This is a genomic window from Aeromonas sp. QDB68 (assembly GCF_027707405.1).
Taxonomy (GTDB): domain Bacteria; phylum Pseudomonadota; class Gammaproteobacteria; order Enterobacterales; family Aeromonadaceae; genus Aeromonas; species Aeromonas caviae.
On sequence record NZ_JAPCIQ010000002.1, the window covers coordinates 24,408 to 44,079 of the forward strand.

General features: G+C 64.1%; 19 protein-coding genes and 1 pseudogene. 9 read left to right on the plus strand and 11 right to left on the minus strand.

Annotation, left to right across the window (positions count from 1 at the left end):
• Positions 1-23 precede the first annotated feature (23 nt).
• Entirely contained in the window at positions 24-518 is a 495-nt protein-coding gene (rloA3, locus tag PG892_RS00780) for a retropepsin-like aspartic peptidase RloA3 (RefSeq protein ID WP_010673791.1), read from the minus strand.
• Between the two features lie 376 nt (positions 519-894).
• On the opposite strand from rloA3, the gene PG892_RS00785 reads away from it, so the two are divergent.
• The 3 genes from PG892_RS00785 (at position 895) to efp (ending at position 3,842) form a co-directional block, all read left to right on the plus strand.
• Positions 895-1,938 (plus strand): GMP reductase, encoded by a 1,044-nt coding sequence (locus PG892_RS00785; protein WP_010673790.1) that lies wholly within the window; start codon positions 895-897, stop codon positions 1,936-1,938.
• Between the two features lie 95 nt (positions 1,939-2,033).
• The gene (gene earP, locus PG892_RS00790) at positions 2,034-3,230 is read left to right on the plus strand and encodes an elongation factor P maturation arginine rhamnosyltransferase EarP (RefSeq protein ID WP_198497700.1); all 1,197 of its coding nucleotides are present in this window, start codon (positions 2,034-2,036) and stop codon (positions 3,228-3,230) included.
• Between the two features lie 45 nt (positions 3,231-3,275).
• On the plus strand, positions 3,276-3,842 hold the full coding sequence (gene efp / locus PG892_RS00795; protein ID WP_010673788.1) for an elongation factor P: 567 nt from the start codon (positions 3,276-3,278) through the stop codon (positions 3,840-3,842).
• Between the two features lie 94 nt (positions 3,843-3,936).
• On the opposite strand, the gene PG892_RS00800 is transcribed toward efp, so the two are convergent.
• Genes PG892_RS00800 through PG892_RS00815 form a run of 4 tightly spaced genes read right to left on the minus strand, consistent with a single transcriptional unit; the run spans position 3,937 to position 7,258 of the window.
• Entirely contained in the window at positions 3,937-4,608 is a 672-nt protein-coding gene (locus PG892_RS00800) for a methionine ABC transporter permease (protein WP_010673787.1), read from the minus strand.
• Positions 4,593-5,387, minus strand: a complete 795-nt coding sequence (locus PG892_RS00805; protein ID WP_010673786.1) for a methionine ABC transporter ATP-binding protein — start codon at positions 5,385-5,387, stop codon at positions 4,593-4,595. Before PG892_RS00805 ends, PG892_RS00800 begins: the two co-directional genes overlap by 16 nt.
• Entirely contained in the window at positions 5,384-6,196 is an 813-nt protein-coding gene (locus PG892_RS00810) for a MetQ/NlpA family ABC transporter substrate-binding protein (protein ID WP_010673785.1), read from the minus strand. Before PG892_RS00810 ends, PG892_RS00805 begins: the two co-directional genes overlap by 4 nt.
• Positions 6,197-6,217: 21 nt before the next feature.
• Positions 6,218-7,258: an isopenicillin N synthase family dioxygenase gene (locus PG892_RS00815; protein ID WP_010673784.1), complete on the minus strand. Its 1,041-nt coding sequence runs from the start codon at positions 7,256-7,258 to the stop codon at positions 6,218-6,220.
• Positions 7,259-7,568: 310 nt separating this feature from the next.
• Here PG892_RS00815 and PG892_RS00820 point away from each other — a divergent pair, with 310 nt between their 5' ends.
• Together PG892_RS00820 and PG892_RS00825 are read left to right on the plus strand one after the other, a co-directional pair.
• Positions 7,569-8,339: a DUF3530 family protein gene (locus tag PG892_RS00820; RefSeq protein WP_010673783.1), complete on the plus strand. Its 771-nt coding sequence runs from the start codon at positions 7,569-7,571 to the stop codon at positions 8,337-8,339.
• Between the two features lie 121 nt (positions 8,340-8,460).
• Positions 8,461-9,417 (plus strand): D-2-hydroxyacid dehydrogenase, encoded by a 957-nt coding sequence (locus tag PG892_RS00825; protein ID WP_010673782.1) that lies wholly within the window; start codon positions 8,461-8,463, stop codon positions 9,415-9,417.
• Between the two features lie 37 nt (positions 9,418-9,454).
• On the opposite strand, the pseudogene PG892_RS00830 reads toward PG892_RS00825, so the two are convergent.
• Both PG892_RS00830 and PG892_RS00835 read right to left on the minus strand, forming a co-directional pair.
• Positions 9,455-9,936 (minus strand): annotated as a pseudogene (locus PG892_RS00830) (hypothetical protein).
• 241 nt (positions 9,937-10,177) lie between these two features.
• Positions 10,178-11,722, minus strand: coding sequence for a sensor domain-containing diguanylate cyclase (locus tag PG892_RS00835; RefSeq protein ID WP_010673780.1), 1,545 nt, complete (start codon positions 11,720-11,722; stop codon positions 10,178-10,180).
• A 290-nt stretch (positions 11,723-12,012) separates the two neighbouring features.
• Between PG892_RS00835 and PG892_RS00840 the strand changes: the two genes are divergently transcribed.
• Together PG892_RS00840 and PG892_RS00845 are read left to right on the plus strand one after the other, a co-directional pair.
• Positions 12,013-12,615: a nitroreductase family protein gene (locus tag PG892_RS00840; protein WP_010673779.1), complete on the plus strand. Its 603-nt coding sequence runs from the start codon at positions 12,013-12,015 to the stop codon at positions 12,613-12,615.
• A 105-nt stretch (positions 12,616-12,720) separates the two neighbouring features.
• Positions 12,721-14,181 carry a sensor domain-containing diguanylate cyclase gene (locus tag PG892_RS00845; RefSeq protein WP_069784696.1) on the plus strand — a complete coding sequence of 487 codons (1,461 nt, stop codon included), beginning with the start codon at positions 12,721-12,723 and terminating at the stop codon, positions 14,179-14,181.
• A 21-nt stretch (positions 14,182-14,202) separates the two neighbouring features.
• Here PG892_RS00845 and PG892_RS00850 read toward each other — a convergent pair whose 3' ends face one another.
• Positions 14,203-14,874, minus strand: a complete 672-nt coding sequence (locus PG892_RS00850; protein WP_010673777.1) for an HAD-IA family hydrolase — start codon at positions 14,872-14,874, stop codon at positions 14,203-14,205.
• Positions 14,871-15,095: a hypothetical protein gene (locus PG892_RS00855; RefSeq protein WP_010673776.1), complete on the minus strand. Its 225-nt coding sequence runs from the start codon at positions 15,093-15,095 to the stop codon at positions 14,871-14,873. The genes PG892_RS00850 and PG892_RS00855 overlap by 4 nt, the downstream gene beginning before the upstream one ends.
• A gap of 114 nt (positions 15,096-15,209) precedes the next feature.
• On the opposite strand from PG892_RS00855, the gene PG892_RS00860 reads away from it, so the two are divergent.
• Entirely contained in the window at positions 15,210-16,091 is an 882-nt protein-coding gene (locus tag PG892_RS00860; RefSeq protein WP_029314101.1) for a LysR family transcriptional regulator, read from the plus strand.
• A 36-nt stretch (positions 16,092-16,127) separates the two neighbouring features.
• On the opposite strand, the gene PG892_RS00865 is transcribed toward PG892_RS00860, so the two are convergent.
• Positions 16,128-16,703: a cysteine hydrolase family protein gene (locus tag PG892_RS00865; protein ID WP_010673774.1), complete on the minus strand. Its 576-nt coding sequence runs from the start codon at positions 16,701-16,703 to the stop codon at positions 16,128-16,130.
• Between the two features lie 139 nt (positions 16,704-16,842).
• Positions 16,843-18,006 carry an FAD-dependent monooxygenase gene (locus PG892_RS00870; RefSeq protein WP_010673773.1) on the minus strand — a complete coding sequence of 388 codons (1,164 nt, stop codon included), beginning with the start codon at positions 18,004-18,006 and terminating at the stop codon, positions 16,843-16,845.
• Between the two features lie 224 nt (positions 18,007-18,230).
• Between PG892_RS00870 and miaB the strand changes: the two genes are divergently transcribed.
• Positions 18,231-19,664 carry a tRNA (N6-isopentenyl adenosine(37)-C2)-methylthiotransferase MiaB gene (gene miaB, locus PG892_RS00875; protein WP_010673772.1) on the plus strand — a complete coding sequence of 478 codons (1,434 nt, stop codon included), beginning with the start codon at positions 18,231-18,233 and terminating at the stop codon, positions 19,662-19,664.
• Positions 19,665-19,672: the final 8 nt, after the last annotated feature.

A 19,672-nucleotide genomic window follows, 5' to 3' on the forward strand; every position in this document is an offset into this window, starting at 1 on the left:
CCGTTTTTCATGGCTGCACCACCCTAGTCGCAGGTGGGCTGTACCGTGAAGGTCCGGCTCGAATCCACCGGTCCCAGCTCCGCCAGCAGACGGCGCCCCAGCAGCACCGGGTAGATCATCTTGCTGCGATCCCGCAGGGTGAACCACTCCTTGTAGACCTGGTCCCCGACGCAGACGGACATGGTCACCGTCGGGCGCTGCTCCATGCCGCCCGCCCCGCGCACCGTCACGCTGCGCTCCACAGGTCGCTCCACGCTCCGGCGCACCACCTTGTCGGTATTGGCATCGGTCAGCACCAGGTTGAAGCGCACCCAGGGCTTGCCATCCTTCTTGAAATGCTTCAGGTCGCGGGCATCCAGCGACGAAGTGAGGGCACCGGTATCGAGCTTCATCTTGACCGCCACCCCGTAGGGCATCAGCACCCCCTTCTCGATCCAGCCATAGCTGGTCTGGGCCGCCATCGCGCTGCCGCACAGCGCCCACATCATGGCCGCCGCCACCATTCTCTTGCCCATCATGCTCTCTCGCCTTGTCAGTCTTGCGCCCAGATGTATCACAGCCAACTGCCGGGTCAACCGGATTCTGGCGCGCAGGGGAGCTGGCTCTGGACGCGGTGCCAACAGGCGACAATCCATGCCGGGCACGGCGCGTGAGTGGGGAATGCAGCAGGAAAACGAGGGGAGAACAGGGTGCTGGATGACGCTGGCGGCCATCCTCAGGTTGTGACGCCAAAGGCTACCACAGCGGTGCGTGAATTATCAGTCTTGTTCTGACGGGATTTTTGCCTACACTGCTGTAAACCGGAGGGCCTGAAAACCACCGGTTTTTTTGCGCCTGCCGAAAAGTTGCCACTGCAAAGTGACCTCTCACACAAGGCTCAATAAGGAATTCGCAATGCGTATCGAAGAAGACTTGAAGCTCGGTTTCAAGGATGTCCTGTTTCGCCCCAAGCGCTCTACTCTCAAGAGCCGTTCCCAAGTCAGCCTGACCCGCCAGTTCACCTTCAAGCACACCCAGACCCGATGGCAGGGCGTGCCCGTCATCGCCGCCAACATGGATACCGTCGGCAGCTTCGCCATGGCGCGTACCCTGGCCAGCTTCGAGATGATGACGGCGGTGCACAAGCACTACAGCCTTGCGCAGTGGCAAACCTTCGTCAATGAGACCGACCCGGCCCTGCTGGGCCACGTAATGGTCTCCACCGGCACCTCGGAGGAGGACTTCACCAAGACCCGCCAGATCCTCGCGATGTCCAGCGCCCTGCGCTTCATCTGCGTGGACGTGGCCAACGGCTACTCCCAGCACTTCGTCGAGTTTCTGCGCAAGATCCGCGAGGCCTGCCCGAACCACGTCATCCTGGCAGGCAACGTGGTGACCGGCGAGATGGTGGAGGAGCTGATCCTCTCCGGCGCCGACATCGTCAAGGTGGGCATAGGCCCGGGCTCGGTCTGCACCACCCGGGTCAAGACCGGGGTCGGCTACCCGCAGCTCTCCGCCATCATCGAGTGTGCCGATGCGGCCCACGGCCTGGGTGGCCAGATCGTCGGCGACGGCGGCTGCACCTGCCCGGGGGATGTGGCCAAGGCGTTCGGCGGCGGCGCCGACTTCGTGATGCTGGGGGGCATGCTGGCCGCTCACGAAGAGTGCGGCGGTGAAATCGTCGAGGTCGATGGCGAGCCCTTCATGAAGTTCTACGGCATGAGCTCGGCCAGCGCCATGGACAAGCACGCCGGCGGCGTCGCCGAGTATCGCGCCTCCGAAGGCAAAACCGTGCTGCTGCCCTACCGCGGCCCGGTGGAGAACACGGTGCGCGACATCCTGGGCGGGGTGCGATCCACCTGCACCTATGTGGGGGCCAGCCAGCTGAAAGAGCTCACCAAACGCACCACCTTCATCCGGGTGCGCGAGCAGGAGAACAACGTCTACGGCAAGGAGTAACCTGCCACAGACCCCGTCACGCGCTGACGGTTAGAAGCCGACCAACCGGTGTGCTACCCTGCGCACCGGTTTTTTTGCATCTGGGATCCCGCGCCATGACAAGCCCTCTCCCCCCCTTCGACTGGGACATCTTCTGCTGCGTCGTCGACAACTTCGGTGACATCGGCGTCACCTGGCGACTCGCCCGCCAGCTCAAACAGGAAGGCGCGCTCCCGGCGCAGAAGAGTGAGGTGCAGGTGCGGCTCTGGGTGGACGATCTGGCTAGCTTCGCCCGCATCTGCCCGGCGCTCGACCCCGCACAGGACGGTCAGTGGGTCGATGGCATCTATGTCCAGCACTGGCACGAGCGCCTCCCCGCCGACATGACCCCGGCCAGGGTCGTCATCGAGGCGTTTGCCTGCGAGCTGCCCGCCCCCTTTATCGAACGCATGACCGAGCAGACCACGCCCCCCTGCTGGATCAACCTCGAATACCTCTCGGCCGAGAGCTGGGTCGAGGATTGCCATGGCCTCGCCTCGCCCCAGCAGGTCGGCAGCCGGCGCCTCGACAAGTACTTCTTCTTCCCGGGTTTCACCGCCAGAACCGGCGGCCTCTTGTGCGAGCACGGCCTCATCGTCGAGCGCGAGCGCTGGCAGCAGGATGAAGCGGGACTGACTGCCTACTGGGCCAGCCTCGGCCTGCCACCCCAACGAGAAGACGAGCTGCGGGTCAGCCTCTTTACCTACGAGAGCGAGGCGCTCAGGAGCCTGGTCGAGGGCTGGCGCCAGAGCGTCACCCCCGTCACCCTGCTGCTGCCGCTGGGGCGCTCCCTCGACGACGTGCTCATCGGTGCAGGGCTGGCAGAGGCCATTCCCGGTGCCCGGGCCGGAGATCTGCTCCAGGCGGGCAACCTCACCATCAAGCTGCTGCCGATGACCGATCAGAGGGGTTACGATCGCCTGCTGTGGAGCTGCGATCTCAACCTGGTGCGCGGGGAGGACTCCTTCGTGCGGGCCCAGTGGGCGGGGCGCCCCTTCCTCTGGCACATCTACCAGCAGGAAGAGGATGCCCACATGGTCAAGCTGGACGGTTTTCTCGACCACTACCTCTCCCCCTTGCCAGCGTCGGCCGGTCAGTGGCTGCGCCGCTTCAACCATGCCCTAAACCGGGGGGAACACACCGGTGAACTCTGGGCACAATGGCCGCAATACGCGGCCATATGGCAGCAACATGGGCACACCTGGCCACAGAGGCTGCTGGCGGACGGGGATCTCGTCACGAGGTTGGTGAAATTTTTAGAAAGCCGTATATAATCTGGCAGTTTTTATCCGTCCGTTTCACGAACAGGAATTTTTTACATGAAAACCGCACAGGAAATCCGCGCTGGTAACGTAGTCATGATCGGCACCGAGCCGATGGTGGTCCAGAAGGCTGAATTCAACAAATCCGGCCGTAACTCCGCCGTGGTCAAGATGAAGCTGAAGGGTCTGCTGAACGGCAGCGCCACCGAGACCGTCTTCAAGGCCGACGACAAGCTGGAAGTCGTTCAGCTGGAGCGTAAAGAGTGCACCTACTCCTACTACTCCGACCCGCTGTATGTCTTCATGGACACCGAGTACAACCAGTACGACGTCGAGAAAGACAACCTGGGTGATGCCCTGAACTACCTGGTAGACGGCATGGAAGACCTCTGCGAAGTGACTTTCTACAACGAGAAAGCCATCTCCGTAGAACTGCCGACCACCATCGTGCGTGAAGTCGAGTACACCGAGCCGGCCGCCCGTGGCGACACCTCCGGTAAAGTGACCAAGCCTGCCCGCCTGAAGGGCACCTCCTACGAGCTGGCCGTTGCCGCCTTCGTGGAGATCGGTGACAAGATCGAAATCGACACCCGTACCGGTGAATTCAAGCGTCGCGTCAACTAAGTTGACCCCTTGATGTGATTGCAAAAAAAGCGAGCCCAGGCTCGCTTTTTTATTGGCTGGCACCTCACGGCCGGCCTGATGAGAAGCCGTGCCCCTAGCGGCGATGGGCCAGTGCCCGCACCAGCCTGTCCCCCACCCCCTGTACCAGTTGCACCAGCAGCAGCAACATGACCACTGTCCCTGCCATCACCTTGTCGTCAAAGCGCTGGTAGCCGTAGCGGATCGCCAGATCCCCGAGCCCGCCACCACCGACCACCCCCGCCATGGAGGAGAAGCCAATGAGCATCACCACCGTCAGGGTGAGTCCGGCCAGCAGCGCCGGCAAGGCCTCGGGCAGCAGCGCCTTGACGACCACGTGCCAGCCGCTGCCCCCCATGGCGAGCACGGCTTCGACGCGCCCCTTGTCCACCTCATCGAGGGCGCTCTCCACCACCCGGGCAAAGAAGGGGAAGGCCCCCAGGGTAATGGGAACGATGGCGGCGGTGCTGCCCAGTGAGGTGCCGACCACCAGCCGGGTCAGGGGGATCAGGGCGATCAGGAGCACCACGAAGGGGAGCGACCGCCCGATGTTGATACCGATCCCCAGCACCATGTTGAGACGGGGCAAGGGCAGCACGCCCCCGGGACGGGTCACCACCAGCAGCACCCCGGTCGGCAACCCCAGCAACAGGGTGAACACGGCCGCCACTCCCACCATGTAGAGCGTTTCGAGCGACCCCTGATACATCAGTTCGAGCAAGGCATCGACACTCAGGCGACTCTGCATAAACGCACCTCCTCTGTGACTCCGTGACGCGCCATGAAACGCCGCAGGATCTCGGGATCCGGCAACAAGGCCTGCCGCACGCGGGAGTCGGGGTTGGCCAGCAGGGTGCCCAGAGCGCCGCTTTCCACCAGCTGACCCCGTTCAAGCAATGCTGCGTGATCGCAGATGGCCCTGACCACCTCCAGCTCGTGGGTGATGAGCACTATGGTGATCCCGAGGCGGCGGTTGATGTCGGCAAGCAGCGCCAGCACCGACTCCGTGGTCTCCGGATCCAGGGCACTGGTCGCCTCGTCACAGAGCAAGTGGCGCGGATTGGCGGCCAGGGCGCGGGCGATGCCCACTCGTTGCTTCTGTCCCCCCGACAACTGGGAGGGAAAGGCGCGACGGTGCTCGCCAAGCCCCACCAGTTCCAGCAGCTCGCTGACCCGGGCCGCCCGCTCCCGGCGCGCCACTCCGGCGATTTCCAGCGGGACTGCCACGTTCTCCTCCACGCTGCGGGCGTGCAGCAGATTGAAGTGCTGGAAAATCATGCCGGTCCCCTGACGGTGGCGGCGCAAGGCCGCCCCCTCCAGGGCCGTGATGTCGCGGCCATCGAACAGGATGCGGCCCCGGCTTGGCCGCTCCAGCAGATTGAGGCAACGAATGAGCGTGCTCTTGCCCGCGCCGCTGCGCCCGAGAATGCCGTAGATGGCCCCATCCGGGATCTCGAGCGACACCCCCTCCAGAGCGGGTTGCCCGTGCCCCGGGTACTGCTTGCCGAGCCCCTCCAGCACTATCATGACTGCCGCCCGGCCACCGGGATCACCGACCCCTTGTAGCTCTTGCGAATGAAGTCGGCGATCGCCCTGGACTCCAGGTCCCGCGCCAACTGGCGGATCCGCGGATCATCCTTGAGCGCCGGGGTGGTCACCAGGATGTTGGCGTAGGGATTGTTCTGGGCGCTCTCCAGCCCCAGGGCATCGCGAGCAGGCTCCAGCCCCGCCTCCAGGGCATAGTTGCCATTGATCACCGCCAGATCCACGTCGTCGAGGGAGCGCGGCAGCTGCGGCGCCTCGATCTCCAGGATCTTGAGCGCCTTGGGGTTGGTGGCGATGTCGTGCACCGTCGCCAGATCCCGCGCCGGATCTTCATGGCCGGCCTTGAGGGTGATGAGCCCCTCGTGCTGCAACAGATAGAGGGCCCGGCTCAGGTTGGTGACATTGTTGGGCAGGGCTATCACCGCCTTTTCCGGTACCTCCCTCAGGTGCTTGAACTTCTTCGAATAGATGCCAAGAGGCTCCACGTGTACGGTCGCGGCCACCACCAGCTCGGTGCCGAGCGCCTTCTCCTGATCCCGCAGGTAAGGGACGTGCTGGAAATAGTTGGCATCCACATCACCCGCCACCAGCAGGGCATTGGCATTGATGCCGCCGCTGAGCTCGATCACCTGCAGATCCAGCGAAGGGTCCTGGCGTTTCACCTCGCCGAGGATATCCGCATGGGGCAGTGGATCCGCGGCAACCCGCAGCGCCTGGGCTGCCTGGGCGGAGAGAGAGAGTCCGAGGGCCAATACCAGGCCGCTCAGGGAAAACAGTCCGTGCTTGTTCATCTTGTGCTCCTTGCCATGCAATCAATGGGTGGTTTCGCCGACCGCCAGCGCCCGGGGCGCCGGCAACAGATCGGCATGGTGGCGCAATGCCACATCAGGGTGAGAACGCAGCCGCCCCTTGAGGTAGTTCCAGCCCACCTCCCGCAGCAGCGGATTGTGCGGGTCGGTGGCAGGCCCTCTGACTTCACGGGCCAGTGCCTCGGGCAGCGGATAGACGGGCACCACGGCGTCGAGCTGGGCCCCCAGGAAGAAGGCGATGGAAAGACGCTCCTGCCCCGGCGCCGACGGCACCACCCGGTGCACGGTCGCCCGCAGGTAGCCGTTGCTGGCCAGCTCCAGCAGCTCACCGATGTTGACCACGAAGGTGCCGGGGAGCGGGAGCGCATCGATCCAGTGATCCGGCGCCACCTCCACCTGCAGGCCGGGCTGGTCATCCTGCAGCAGGAAGCTCAGGAAGCCCGAATCCTTGTGGGGACCGACCCCCTGAGTGGCGCCCCGCTCACCGGGATAGCGGATCAGCTTGATATGTTCGTTGGGACGCTCTCCGTGCAGGGCATCGAAGGCATCTGGCGACAGTGCGAGCGCCTCGGCAAAAGCCCCGAGCAGAGTACGGGACATGCGGGTCATCTGCCCACGCCAGCGCGTCAGCACGGGTTGCAGTGTCGGCAGCGCCTCCGGCCACTGATTCGGCCCCTGCAACCGCCACCAGGGCGGGTCGCCCGCCGCGCGCGGCAAGGCAGGGCGATCGGCACCGATATCAAACTGCTCTCGCCAGTCGGGTTGACCCCGGGTCAGCTCCGCCCCCGGTCGGTTGTAGCCACGAAAATGGGGAGAGTGGATCATGGCGACCTGCTGCTTGGCCGCCAGAGGCAGCGCAAAGAAGGCCCGCGACAGCTGCTGCACTTCCTGTTGCAGCTCGGGATCGATGCCGTGGCCGGTCAGGTAGAAAAATCCCGTCTCTCTCGCGGCATCGCGCAACGATGCCAGAAAATCGGCCCGAGCGTCGGGCGAGGCATCCAGCTGCCTCAGGTCGAGGATGGGCAAGTGAACCAAGGTGCTCATGGCGATAACGCTCCCTGTCGATGGAAAGTGAGGGTGAACCTCTCGTTCTGACGAGACAGGGGGGGAGAATTCTCCGCCTGCGGCCAGTGGCGACATGCCCCGGCCCCCTGTCTGTCTGCCCTTACTGAACCATGTATGGGTCACGGGATGGAACAATCAAAACCGGGAATGCTTTGCCATTTGGAACAATCCCGGGCCCGTGTCCGGCCCGCCGGTCAGACCCTCTTCGCCACCGCCGATGCCGATGTGCCCCCTTGCCCTAAAGAAACCCCCGGCGAGGCCGCTATGAGGGAGTGCTGGAGGATCCCCCATGACATTTCGCCCCTATCTGCTGCTGACCTTGCTTGCTTTTGCCGCCCACGGCACCGGGCAGGCACCGTCAGGCGCCGCCCCGGATCCAGCCCCCCTGGTTCCCCCCGACTACTGGCAGAGCAGCGACTGGCAGGGAATACCCGACAGCACCAGAGTGGACAAGCAACAGGTACTGTTTGCCAAGCACGACAGCGACAACTACGTGGGTCTGGTCATCCTGCTGCCCGACTGGCAGCGCAGCGGCCAGCTGTGGCAACTGACCCGGGAGCTGGGGCGCCTCGGTTTCGATACCCTGCTGCTGCTCCCCTCGCCGCAGCAGACCGAGCTCGACCCCGCCGCCGAGAAGAAACAGCAGGTCATCGACGATTTTCGCAAGCAGTTTGCCTCCCGCATCAGCAAGCTGGGGGATGCCAAGCTGCAGGAGGGGGGCTTCAAGCTGCTGCTGGCCCAAGGTACCAGCGCCGCCTGGGCCGCCAACCTCATCGCCAGCGAGCAGTTGCCCGCCCCCGATGCTCTGGTGCTGCTCGACGGCTTCTTCCCCAACCAGCTGAGCAACCAGACCCTCGCCAAGCAGATAGCCCAGGGCAGCATCCCTACCCTGGATCTCTATCAGGAGGAGGGAGGACGCTGGCCCCTGCTGGCGGCCGAAGCCCGCAGAAGCGAGAGTCGCCGCAGCCACAAGCTCAACTACCGCCCCTATGCCCTGATGGATCTGGAGGAGACGCCGGGGCGCATCCAGGGCTGGCTGACGCACCTGGGCTGGATCTGAGGCCCTCCGAGGCACAGCCACCCGCCTTTTGCCTTCCCCATCGGACTTGGCCCGATGCCACCGCGCTGGTCAGCCGCCCTCCATGTTTGGCATCATGTCCGAACCAATGGCAGGAGGCTTCATGCAGCAAATCGTGTTTCTCGACAGCGACACCCTGGACACCGGCATCAATCTGCGCCGCCCCGATTTTCCCCATCACTGGCAAAGCTACTCGACCACGGCGCCGGATCAGGTGGTGGAGCGGCTCAAGTGCGCCAGCATCGCCATCATCAACAAGGTGCGCATCGGGGCCGATGAACTGGCCCAGCTGCCCGAACTGCGCCTGATCGCCCTGGCCGCCACCGGCAGCGACAACCTGGATCTGGAGGCGTGCCGCGCCGCCAATGTCGCCGTGTGCAATATCCGCAACTACTCGGGCCCTTCCGTCCCCGAGCACGCCATGGCCCTGATGCTCGCCCTGTCGCGCAACCTGTTCGCCTGGCGCCAGTCCCTGCTGGAGGGGCGCTGGCAACAAAGCGGCCAGTTCTGCTTCTTCGACCACCCCATCACGGATCTGCATGGCAAGCGCCTCGGGATCATCGGCAAGGGAACCCTGGGACAGGCGCTGGGACAGCGGGCCAGCGCCATCGGGATGGAGGTTTACTATGCCCAGAGCCAGGTCGGCTCCCCGGGGGATGACGACAGGCTGCCCCTGGATGCCCTGCTGCAAAGTTCGGATGTGATCAGCCTGCACTGCCCGCTCACCCCCTACACCCGCCATCTCATCGGGGAGCGGGAGCTGGCCCTGATGAAACCGGGCGCCTTGCTCATCAACGTGGGCCGTGGCGGCCTGGTGGACGAGCCGGCGCTGCTCGAAGCCCTCGGCAACGGCCGTCTGGGGGGCGCCGGCTTCGATGTGGCGAGCGTCGAGCCGCCGCCCCCCGACCACCCCCTGATGCAGGCCCTGCGTTACCCCAATTTCATCCTGACTCCCCACGTGGCCTGGGCCAGCGAAGAGTCGATGCAGCGCCTCGCGGATCAGCTCATCGACAACATCAACGCCTTCTCCCTTGGCAGGCGCCAGCACCGGCTGGTGTAAGAGGCCGCTCGCCGCCCCTCACGGGCCGGCAGCGGGATCAGTCGTCATGCCATCTGTGCTTGCGGTGCTTTTTGTGTTTCTTGTGGTGCTTGTGGTGCTTGTGATAGCGCCTGTCATCGTAATAGCGATCGCCGCGGCTCTCGTGACCATCCCCGGTCCTGGCTCCGATGGCGGAGCCACCGGCACCACCGATACCGGCGCCGATCAGCTGGCCCGTACTGCCACCGACGCTCTTGCCGATGGCTGCCCCGCCCAGGGCACCGACGGCGCCGCCGAGCGCAGCTTCGTTCTTGTTGCCCCTATTGGCCGTGGCCGCACCACCGGCCGCGCCCCCAGGGCGGCCCCCACCAGGGCGCCGGTGTCGCCACCCAGCTCCTTGCCGATCATGGTGCCCGCCACCCCGCCGGCTCCGCCGCCGAGAATGGTATTGAGGGTCTCGGATGCCTGCACCTGTCCTGTGCCCAACAGCAACGCCCCCAGCAGCGCCAGTGCGCTCATGCCAAACGGTTTCATTTTCATGGGGTACTCCTGTCAAACCTGATGATTGATTATTTTTCCCTGCACTATACAAAGCCCCCTGACCTGCGCCACTGCCGCAAGGGGCACCTCACGGCCAGCCCTCCCTGTCTCCGGTTCGCGACACGATGCAAGAAAGCAGGCTAACCACCTGAAACCACATCAAAAAAAAAGGTCACACGAGAAATCATCCCCGTCATGACCCTTTTCTAGGCCCAAAGGCCCTTTTTTGCAGCAATCACCGTCAGACAGATACTGTCACAACCTCCCCGTCAACGGGCGACGACGCCGCCAGATGCCAACAATCCCGCCCCTGGTGCTTGCTCTCGTACAGGCAGGCATCCGCCCGCTCGAGCGGCGTCAGGGCATCATCCGGATAGCGCGCGCCGCCGGCGCTCAGGGTGATGGCGTCGGCGAACTCCCGCCATTTCAGGGCCTTCACCCGACCGAGCAGGTGGGTCAGGCGACATTCCACCTCCGCCTGCTCCCAGGGCAGCAAGGCCGCAAATTCATCGCCCCCGATGCGGTAGACCTGCTCATCCCCCAGGGTTCTCGCCATGATGGTGGCTACCCGAAATAGCACCGCATCCCCCACACCGTGTCCCCAGCTGTCGTTGACGCGCTTGAAGTTGTCCACATCGAACAGCACCAGCCAGTAGGGCCTCCTCGCCTGCTCCAGCTCCGCCCGCTGCTGATCGAAGGCTCGCCGGTTCAGGATGCCGGTGAGAGGGTCGTGGAGCAGGGCATCCTGCCCTTGCAGCAGGCTGTTTCGCACCTGTTCTATCTCTCCCAGGCTGCCGTGCACGAACCAGGTTCGCTGACGCCGCTGGATCTCCTTTCTCGCCTCATCCCGGATGAGGCCGCTGAGCGAGCCCTGCACCAGCGCCTGCTCCTGACGAAAGATCCGCATCAGAAACCACAGGCTGCACAGCCAGATGCAGAGCAATGCCAGGGCGGGCAGCACCACCATCAGCAGGGTGTCTTGCAGGTTTTCATGAAAATGGGAGGGGGGGAGATAGACGTTGAGATCCCACTCCATCCCCTCCAGAGCGTGTTGCAGGTGGCGACCGGCCCAGAACCCGTCCAGGCCGACCGCCTGCGTCTCCCGCTCGAGACGGGGCGGCAACAGCGACAAATTGTGCCCCACCACCAGCTTGCCGCCCTTGCGCTCGGTGATGTAAAGAGCCACCGGATCCTCACCCACTGCCCGGTGCAACGCCCCCTGCAAGGCACTGAACGACATGTCCACCATCAGCAGCCCAAGCAGTTGCCCCTCATCATCCTTGACCCGCTTGATGAGAGTCAGTACCTCTCCGGCCAAATCAAACGCCGGGTAGGGACCGAACCAGACGAGATCATCGCCCTCGCCGGACAGGGTCTGGAACCAGGGCCGCGCCTGTGCCCGGTAGCCCTCCGGTTGCTGCCAGTCGGGATAGCCGTCGAGCCGATGGGTGCGCGCGTTGTAGAAATAGAGGAAGTGGGCGTCGTACTTGAACTGATGGGCAATGGCCCAGATGGGATTGATGGCCGATGCCCCGGCAGCGATGGCCTGCTTGTCCAGGGACGCCTCCAGCACGCCAAGCTGGCGGCGGTTGTCCTGCGCCATGTCCTGGAACAGGGTGGCGTCGAGGGCGGCCAGCATGTGACCGTAACCCGCCACCGTCTTGTCGATGCTGCTCAGGTAGCTGGCTGCCGCCAGCAACAGGGTGGCGATCAGCACCAGCCCTCCCAGGAGAAACGACAGCGGAGTCAGTATGTAATAGCGTTCCTTGATCAGCGCCGCCGTCATGCCACCCTCTATAAAATGTCATATTGGATGAATTTTATAGATTAAAAATCTGCAAAAGATATTGATTGAAGTCATTAACATCCACTGCTAATGATAAAAAAGATATCAAGGTGTCTCACGGCCATATTCACATCCGTCATGTGAATATCCATAAAAAGTAGAAACAGTCATTACTCCTCGTTGACGGTTTATTGCCCGCAAGGTGATATAGTCGATGACTCGAGAAATCGGAGCCAGATGACCTTTGTCGGCAACGCTGGCGGTGATGATTCATCAACCAAGGAGATGTTATGAGCAGTCCGTTTATCGAACAGATCAAAGCACGTCGTACCATCTATGCCCTGGGCAACAGGGTGACCCACTCCGAGGCCCAGCTGACCGCCCTCATCAAGGATGCCGTCAAGCACAGCCCCTCTTCGTTCAACTCCCAGAGTTCCCGCGCCGTCATCCTGTTCGGCGAGCAGCACCACAAGCTGTGGGACATCGTCAAGGCGGAGCTCAAGAAGATAGTGCCGCCGGAGGCCTATCCCCAGAGTGAAGCCAAGATCAACGGCAGCTTCCGCGCCGGGGCTGGCACCGTGCTCTTCTTCGAAGACACCGCCGTCATCGAGGATCTTCAGCAGAAATTCGCTCTCTATGCCGACAACTTCCCCATCTGGTCCGAACATGCCACCGGGATCGCCCAGTTCGCGGTCTGGACCACCCTGGCCCAGGAGGGCATCGGCGCCTCCCTGCAACACTACAACCCGCTCATCGACGATGCGGTGCGCAAGGAGTGGGACCTGCCCGCCAGCTGGCTGCTTCGTGCCCAGATGCCTTTTGGCAGCATAGAGCAACCTGCCGGCGACAAGACCTTCATCGACGACGACGTGCGTTTCCGGGTCTTCAAGTAAGCCTTCACGCCCCCTCCACCAGGGGGCGTTTTCATCTCGCACTCGTTCACCCTTGTCACGTGCCAGCCATACTCTGAGCAAACCCTCTCTTGTCAGGAGGTCCCCATGGGGGACATCGCACGCCAACGTACCTCATGCACATTGACGCCCTTGTCCGCTCTGTTGTGTGTCGCCGCCCTGGTACTGCTGTTCTCGCTGATCGGCATCTTCACCCGCCCCCCCAACCTGCTGGCGGCCTTCTGGCCTGCCAATGCGGTCATGCTCGGCTGCATGGTGCGCTATCCGCGCCTGGCCACCCCGGCGGGCTGGGCCGGCGGCATACTGGGCTTTTTTCTCGCCGCCCTCTTCACCGGCGAGCCCCTGTTCAAAACCATCTTGCTGACCTGCGGCAACCTGGCCGGCATCGGCGTCGGGTATCTGCTGATGCATCGGCTCGCGCCTGCCGACAAGCTCCTCAGGCGCCCCACCTCCCTCGTGCTCCTGCTGCGAAACACCCTGGCCGCCTCCCTCGCCGCCGGCGTGGTCGGCGCCATCATCAATCCCATCCTGTCTCTGGGCTCCCCGCTCTACGGGCTGGGCTTCTGGTTTGCCAGCGAGCTGGTGAACTACATGACCATACTGCCGGTGCTCCTGACACTGCCTCCCCATGACAGCGTGCCCCCCTGGTGTACCCTCCTCTATCGCACCGAGTTCTCCTGGGCCGGATTGATGCCGTTGCTGAGCCTGGTGGCCTCCCTGCTGCTCACCCTGCTCATCGAGGGGCCGGGATCCATCGCCTTCCCGGTACCGGCACTGCTCTGGTGCGCAGTCACCTACTCCGTCTTCGCCACCAGCCTGCTGACCCTGAGTTACAGCACTCTGATCCTGATCGCCCTCTCAAACGGCCATCTCGTCATCAATCACGATGTCCAGACTCAGTACTGGATGTTCTCCGTCCGGATAGGGGTCATGCTGATCGCTCTCACCCCCCTGACCGCCGCCAGCATCATGGCGGCCCGCAACAGCCTGCTACGGGAGATGAAACACCTGGCCCACCACGATCACCTGACCGGTGCGCTGAACCGGGCCGGCTTCTGGTCGGCCGCCAACGAACTGCTCCAGCACCTCACGGTGCAGCGCTACCCTGTGGCGGTCTGCATGCTGGACATCGATCATTTCAAACGCATCAATGATCGGCACGGTCACGAAGAGGGGGACAACCAGTTGAGCGGCTTCGCGGCCCGGGTGCGCGACCAGCTTCGACCGGGGGACCTCTTCTGTCGCCTGGGGGGAGAGGAATTCGTGGCCATCTTGCCCGGCCTCAGCGAGGAGCAGGCCATGGCGGTGGCCGAGCGGCTGCGAAAAATCGTCGCGCAGCCAGGGGAAGAAAATGGAGCCGAGCCCGCCGTCTGCATCACGGTCAGCATCGGTATCGCCTCCCAGAGAGAGGGCCCCTTCAATCTGGACGAGCTGCTCTCTCGCGCCGATCAGGCGCTCTATCTGGCCAAGCACAATGGCCGCAACCGGGTGGAACGCTACTCGGCCGAGCAGGCTTCCCCCAGCGTCGGGCAATCTTGCGGCACCTGAATGGCGTGGCTCTTGTCGTCATCATCCGGCCTCTGCCGGCTGCGGGGCGGGCAGATGAAGATGGAGCCCGTCCGATGCCACCTCGATCTCGATCCCGCGCCAGTCCCGCAGCCAGCCCTTGAGCCTGTCGTCATACCGCCTTGTTCCCCCCATCTGCACCACCTGGCAACCCGCCTGCAGGGCGCTGGCGATGCCCGCTGGCGCATCCTCGAACACCAGGCAATCGGCCGGAGCCAGTCCCAACCGGCTGGCAGCCAGCAAATAAGGCTCGGGATCCGGCTTGCCCCGTACCACATCCCCGGCGCACACCAGGAGACGGGGCAGCGGCAATCCGGCGTGCAGCAGCCGGTGCTCTGCCACCCTCCGGCTTGCGGAGGTCACCAGCGCCCAGCGCGTCGATGGCAGCTGTTCGAGCAGTCGCCGGGCACCGTCCAGGGGCATCGGCGCCGCAGCATATGCCATCTCCAGATCGTCGAGCAGGGCCACCTCCACCGCCATGTCCAGCTGGGGAGCCAGGGCCCCTATCACCTCCCGTGAGCGCACGCCGTGGCACATGGCGAGCACGGGAGCGGGATCCAGCCCATGGTGCTGACACCAGCGCCGCCACACGACTTCCACGTCGCCGGTGGAGTGGACCAAGGTCCCATCCATGTCCAGCAGCAGGGCCTCGGCCCTCACGCGCACCGCGCTCACAGGGCTCTCCCCGCCAGCGCATCGGCGAAGACCTGCCGCTGGGCAGCGGCCTCGTAACAGGCGAGCGCCTGCTCCGCATTGCTGGCCCACACCGGCAAGGGGGCGACGACGAACCCCTGCTGCAACAGGCTGGTCAGCAGCTCCCCGGTCTCCGGTGCGGCCAGCGGCTGAGCCATCACCAGGCTCCCCTTGATCAAGAACAGATAGCGTTCGCTCGACATGACATGACTCCTTGTGGCTGAACAGCGGGCAAGCAGGCCCGTTTCGAGACCATTAGAACAAGGAGATTAGATAATTTATAATCAATAAATCGCCACATTTGATAACCAAACGGAATGAGATTCGACCTGAGACAATTGCAGGCCTTCGTCATGCTGGCCGAGAGTGCCAACTACCGGGAGGCGGCCAGCCGGCTTTTTGTGACGCAACCGGCCCTGACCAAGCAGATCCAGGGGCTGGAGCAGGCCCTCGGCAGCACCCTGTTCAACCGGGGCCGCCATGGGGCCGAGCTGACAGCCATCGGCCTCCAGTTGCTGCCCCAGGCCAAGGCTCTGGTGGATCACGGCAAGGGATTCGAGCGGCATGCCCTGGCGCTGGCAAGCGGTGCCGCCGGACGCCTCAATATCGGGTTCGGGCTCTCCAGCTTCGCACTGGCCCCCTCCCTGGTGGCCCGTTTCAAACAGCAGGCCCCCGACGTGCTGGTTCACCTGCGGGACACCACCTCCGCCATCCAGCAGGAGCACTTGCTGGCGGGTCGGCTGCAACTGGGCTTCATGCGACGGCCTGATGCGCCACAACTGAGGGAACACAGGTTGCTGACGGACAGACTGGTCCTGGCCGTCCCCACCCAGGTGGCAGGGCCGGACTTCGACCTGGAGCGGGCGCTGATCCGCGATCCCTTGCTGCAGATGGTGGGCCATCGCTGCCCGGGTCTCAGCCAGCAGATCGCTCGCTTCCTCGGTGCCAACCGGCTGACCGGTCTCATCCAGGAGGCGGAAGACATCCAGACCCTGGTCGCCCTGGTGGCCGCCGGTATCGGCAACGCCATCCTGCCGCGCAGCGTGGGGTTCATCGCGGGCAAGGAGGTGACCCTCTACCCTCTCTCCGGCCCCTGGTCGGAATGGGAAATCAGCCTGGTGTGGAACCCGGAATTTGCCGATCCCATTCGGGATCGCTTCCTCGCCATGGTGAGAGAGACGCACCCCGAGCCCGCATGAGGTGCATGAGATACCTGCAGGAGAGGATGGCCGGGCTCAGTCCCGTTCCGCCAGCTCCGCGACCTTGATGATCTCGGCAATGCGACCGAGCATGCGCAGGGAAGCCTGGTGTTCTGCGGCATCCGCCGCCGCGCAGGCATCCTCCAGGATGGTGATGGCGTAGTCCCGATCGTGGCCATCCCGTACCGCCCCCTGAATGGCCCAGCTGGTGCTCACGCCGCACACATAGAGATGCTCGATGCGATTGGCCCGTAGCGCAGGCTCCAGCGCCGTGCCGTAGAAGGGGCTGACCCTGGGTTTGGTCAGCACCAGATCCCCGGGTTGCACATCGAGCTCCGGGTGAAAGTCGGTGCCGCTGTCCGCCAGGGAGAGGGCCCCGAACTGCCGGGCACGGCCAAACATGGGGGAACCCCTGGGATGCAGCAGATAGCCCTCGTCAAACCCCACCTTGATGAGCACCACCAGCCAGCCGTGAGCGCGGGCATGGGCCAGCGCCTGATTGGCGTGCGCAATGGCGTCCTGCTCGAGCACCTGGGCCGCCGAGGCGGCAATGCGCCCGTCCGGGTGGGCGATGTCGTTGATGAAATCGATCACCAGCAATGCCTTGTTCATGGTGTTCTCCCCCTTGCCTGAGGCCGTTTTGCCCCTGCGCCGCCAGGATCACTCCTCGCGGCCATATAAAAAACCGGCTGGCACCATCACACGGATTGATATGCCACCCGATTGGCACCTGGCAGTGCCACGCACTGCCTCATACCAGCCCAAGCGCATAGCGTAGCGCCATCTCCTTGAGGGGGCCCGCCTTGTCCGCCAGATTCAGCGCCAGGTTGCGGGCAAGCCTGAGGGGGCCTATCTCGTTGCTGAAGACCCCGTAGAAGAGATCCATCCCCGACTGCATCAGCAGATTGTCAGGGCGGCGTCGCCCCTCGTAACGCCCGGCCAGCGCCAGCTCGTGCCACTGTGCCCCCGCCTTGCCGAGCAACCCGGCCCAGCAGGCCACGTCCTTGAAACCGAGGTTCACCCCCTGTCCCGCCAGCGGGTTGATGGTGTGGGCCGCATCCCCGAGCAGCACCACTCGCCCGGCGTGATAGTCGTTGGCGTGGCGGCGCACCAGGGGGAAGCTCCCCTTGGCCGTCACGGTGAAACCGCCAAGGCGGCTCGGGAAGTGGCGGCGCACCTCGACGGCCAGGGCCTCGTTGCTCATGGCGGCCAGCGCCCGGATGCGGGCCGGGCTGTCATACCAGACCAGAGAGCCATGGCGGCCCGGCAGCGGCAGGAAGGCGCGCGGGCCACTCGGGGTGAACTGCTGCCAGGTGATGTCTTCCTGGGCAAAATCGGTGTCGATGTTGATCAGCATGCAATGCTGGCGGTACTCGAAACGCGACACCCCGATACCGGCCAATCGCCGGGTGTGGGATTCGGCACCATCGCAGGCCAGCACCCAGCGCGCCTGCAGCTCGGTGCCGTCATCCAGGGTCAGCACGGCGTCATCCGCACTCTGGCGCAGACTCGTCACCGCCGCCGGGGTATGGGTCTGGATGGTCGGGAAATCCTCCATCCTTTTCAGCAGCGCGAGCTGGATCAGCCGGTTTTCGATGATGTAGCCGAGCTGGGGCAGCCCGAGATCCACCGCGTCGAAGCGGGTAGCGAAGCCGTCCAGCTCCCAGGTCTCCAGCCGGCGATAGGGGCACAGCCGCATCTGCTGCAGATATTGCCAGGCACCGGCCCGGGTCAGCAGCGCCACCGAGGCCTGACTGATGGCGGAAACCCGCAGATCCAGCGACTGCTCGGGGGCATAGGGCTCGGGCAACCGGGTCTCGATGACCCGTACCGAGAGCCCCTCTGCCGCCAGCAGGCAGGCGGTAGCGGCGCCCACCATGCCGGCGCCGACGATGGCGATATCACACTGTTCCATAACTTGATTCCTGCAAGGAGTCCCCGCGATAAGGGGCAAGGGCCGAACCGAATGGGGCATGATAACGCAAGGAGGCGGCAGAAACAGTGAGAGGGATGCGCAATTGCCGACGACAAGCTGGCCCTGATGGCGACGGGCGGCCCCAGACTGGTCAGCACCGGGATTGCGGAGTAAAATGGCCGGTCCTTTGACCCTGCCGATTTCAAAACCAGTCACGAGAAGCAATGAGCAAGAAACTTCATATCAAGACCTGGGGCTGCCAGATGAACGAGTACGACTCGTCCAAGATGGCGGACCTGCTGGATGCCAGCAATGGCTACACGCTTACCGAGGAGCCGGAAGAGGCAGATGTGCTGCTGCTCAACACCTGTTCCATCCGCGAGAAGGCCCAGGAGAAGGTGTTCCACCAGCTCGGTCGCTGGAAGAAGCTCAAGGCGAAAAAACCGGGGCTGGTGATCGGGGTGGGCGGCTGCGTCGCCTCCCAGGAAGGGGAGAACCTGCGCAGCCGGGCGCCCTATGTGGACATCGTCTTCGGACCCCAGACCCTGCACCGCCTGCCGACCATGATCAAGCAGGTGCAGGAGGGGCGCGGTGCCCAGGTGGACATCGCCTTCCCCGAGATCGAGAAGTTCGACAACCTGCCCGAACCCCGTGCCGAGGGGGCGACCGCCTTCGTTTCCATCATGGAAGGCTGCTCCAAGTACTGCTCCTTCTGCGTGGTGCCCTACACCCGTGGCGAGGAGGTGAGCCGGCCGCTGGATGACGTGCTCTATGAAATCGCCCAGCTCGCCCAGCAAGGGGTGCGCGAAGTGAACCTGCTCGGCCAGAACGTCAACGCCTACCGGGGGCCGACCTTCGACGGGGAGGTCTGCACCTTCGCCGAACTGCTACGCCTGGTGGCTGCCATCGACGGCATCGACCGCATTCGCTACACCACCAGCCACCCGGTCGAGTTCACCGACGACATCATCGAGGTCTATCGTGATACCCCCGAGGTGGTCAGCTTCCTGCACTTGCCCATCCAGAGCGGCTCGGATCGCATCCTGACCATGATGAAGCGCCCGCACACCGTGCTGGAGTACAAGTCCAAGATCCGCCGCCTGCGCGCCGTGCGTCCCGACATCACCATGAGCTCCGACTTCATCGTCGGCTTCCCGAACGAGACGGACGAAGACTTCGAGGCCACCATGAAACTCATCGAGGAGATCAACTTCGACATGAGCTTCAGCTTCATCTACAGCCCGCGCCCCGGTACCCCAGCCGCGGACCTGCCCGATGACGTCGACATGGAAGTGAAGAAGGCCCGCCTGACCCGACTGCAAAACCGCATCAATCACCAGTCCATGCTCATCGGCCGCGCCATGCTGGGCTCGGTGCAGCGCATCCTGGTGGAGGGGCCCTCCAAGATGGATCCCATGCAGCTCAGTGGCCGCACCGAGAACAACCGGGTGGTCAACTTCGAGGGGCCGCACCGCCTCATCGGCGGCTTCGCCGACGTGGAGATCACCGACGTACGCCCCTACTCCCTGCGCGGCCGCTTCATCCGCGGCGAGGACGAAATGAACCTGCGCATCGCCACGGCCCCGAGCGAGATCCTCGCCCGTCGTCCTGACAACGTGCCCGATGATCTGGGCGTTGCGGCCTTCAGACCCCATTGATGACTCTC

Coding starts and splice junctions, on each gene's coding strand:
- rloA3 (WP_010673791.1), bottom strand. CDS start 518: ATGATGGGCAAGAGAATGGTGGCGGCGGCCATGATGTGGGCGCTGTGC.
- PG892_RS00785 (WP_010673790.1), top strand. CDS start 895: ATGCGTATCGAAGAAGACTTGAAGCTCGGTTTCAAGGATGTCCTGTTT.
- earP (WP_198497700.1), top strand. CDS start 2,034: ATGACAAGCCCTCTCCCCCCCTTCGACTGGGACATCTTCTGCTGCGTC.
- efp (WP_010673788.1), top strand. CDS start 3,276: ATGAAAACCGCACAGGAAATCCGCGCTGGTAACGTAGTCATGATCGGC.
- PG892_RS00800 (WP_010673787.1), bottom strand. CDS start 4,608: ATGCAGAGTCGCCTGAGTGTCGATGCCTTGCTCGAACTGATGTATCAG.
- PG892_RS00805 (WP_010673786.1), bottom strand. CDS start 5,387: ATGATAGTGCTGGAGGGGCTCGGCAAGCAGTACCCGGGGCACGGGCAA.
- PG892_RS00810 (WP_010673785.1), bottom strand. CDS start 6,196: ATGAACAAGCACGGACTGTTTTCCCTGAGCGGCCTGGTATTGGCCCTC.
- PG892_RS00815 (WP_010673784.1), bottom strand. CDS start 7,258: ATGAGCACCTTGGTTCACTTGCCCATCCTCGACCTGAGGCAGCTGGAT.
- PG892_RS00820 (WP_010673783.1), top strand. CDS start 7,569: ATGACATTTCGCCCCTATCTGCTGCTGACCTTGCTTGCTTTTGCCGCC.
- PG892_RS00825 (WP_010673782.1), top strand. CDS start 8,461: ATGCAGCAAATCGTGTTTCTCGACAGCGACACCCTGGACACCGGCATC.
- PG892_RS00835 (WP_010673780.1), bottom strand. CDS start 11,722: ATGACGGCGGCGCTGATCAAGGAACGCTATTACATACTGACTCCGCTG.
- PG892_RS00840 (WP_010673779.1), top strand. CDS start 12,013: ATGAGCAGTCCGTTTATCGAACAGATCAAAGCACGTCGTACCATCTAT.
- PG892_RS00845 (WP_069784696.1), top strand. CDS start 12,721: ATGGGGGACATCGCACGCCAACGTACCTCATGCACATTGACGCCCTTG.
- PG892_RS00855 (WP_010673776.1), bottom strand. CDS start 15,095: ATGTCGAGCGAACGCTATCTGTTCTTGATCAAGGGGAGCCTGGTGATG.
- PG892_RS00860 (WP_029314101.1), top strand. CDS start 15,210: ATGAGATTCGACCTGAGACAATTGCAGGCCTTCGTCATGCTGGCCGAG.
- PG892_RS00865 (WP_010673774.1), bottom strand. CDS start 16,703: ATGAACAAGGCATTGCTGGTGATCGATTTCATCAACGACATCGCCCAC.
- PG892_RS00870 (WP_010673773.1), bottom strand. CDS start 18,006: ATGGAACAGTGTGATATCGCCATCGTCGGCGCCGGCATGGTGGGCGCC.
- miaB (WP_010673772.1), top strand. CDS start 18,231: ATGAGCAAGAAACTTCATATCAAGACCTGGGGCTGCCAGATGAACGAG.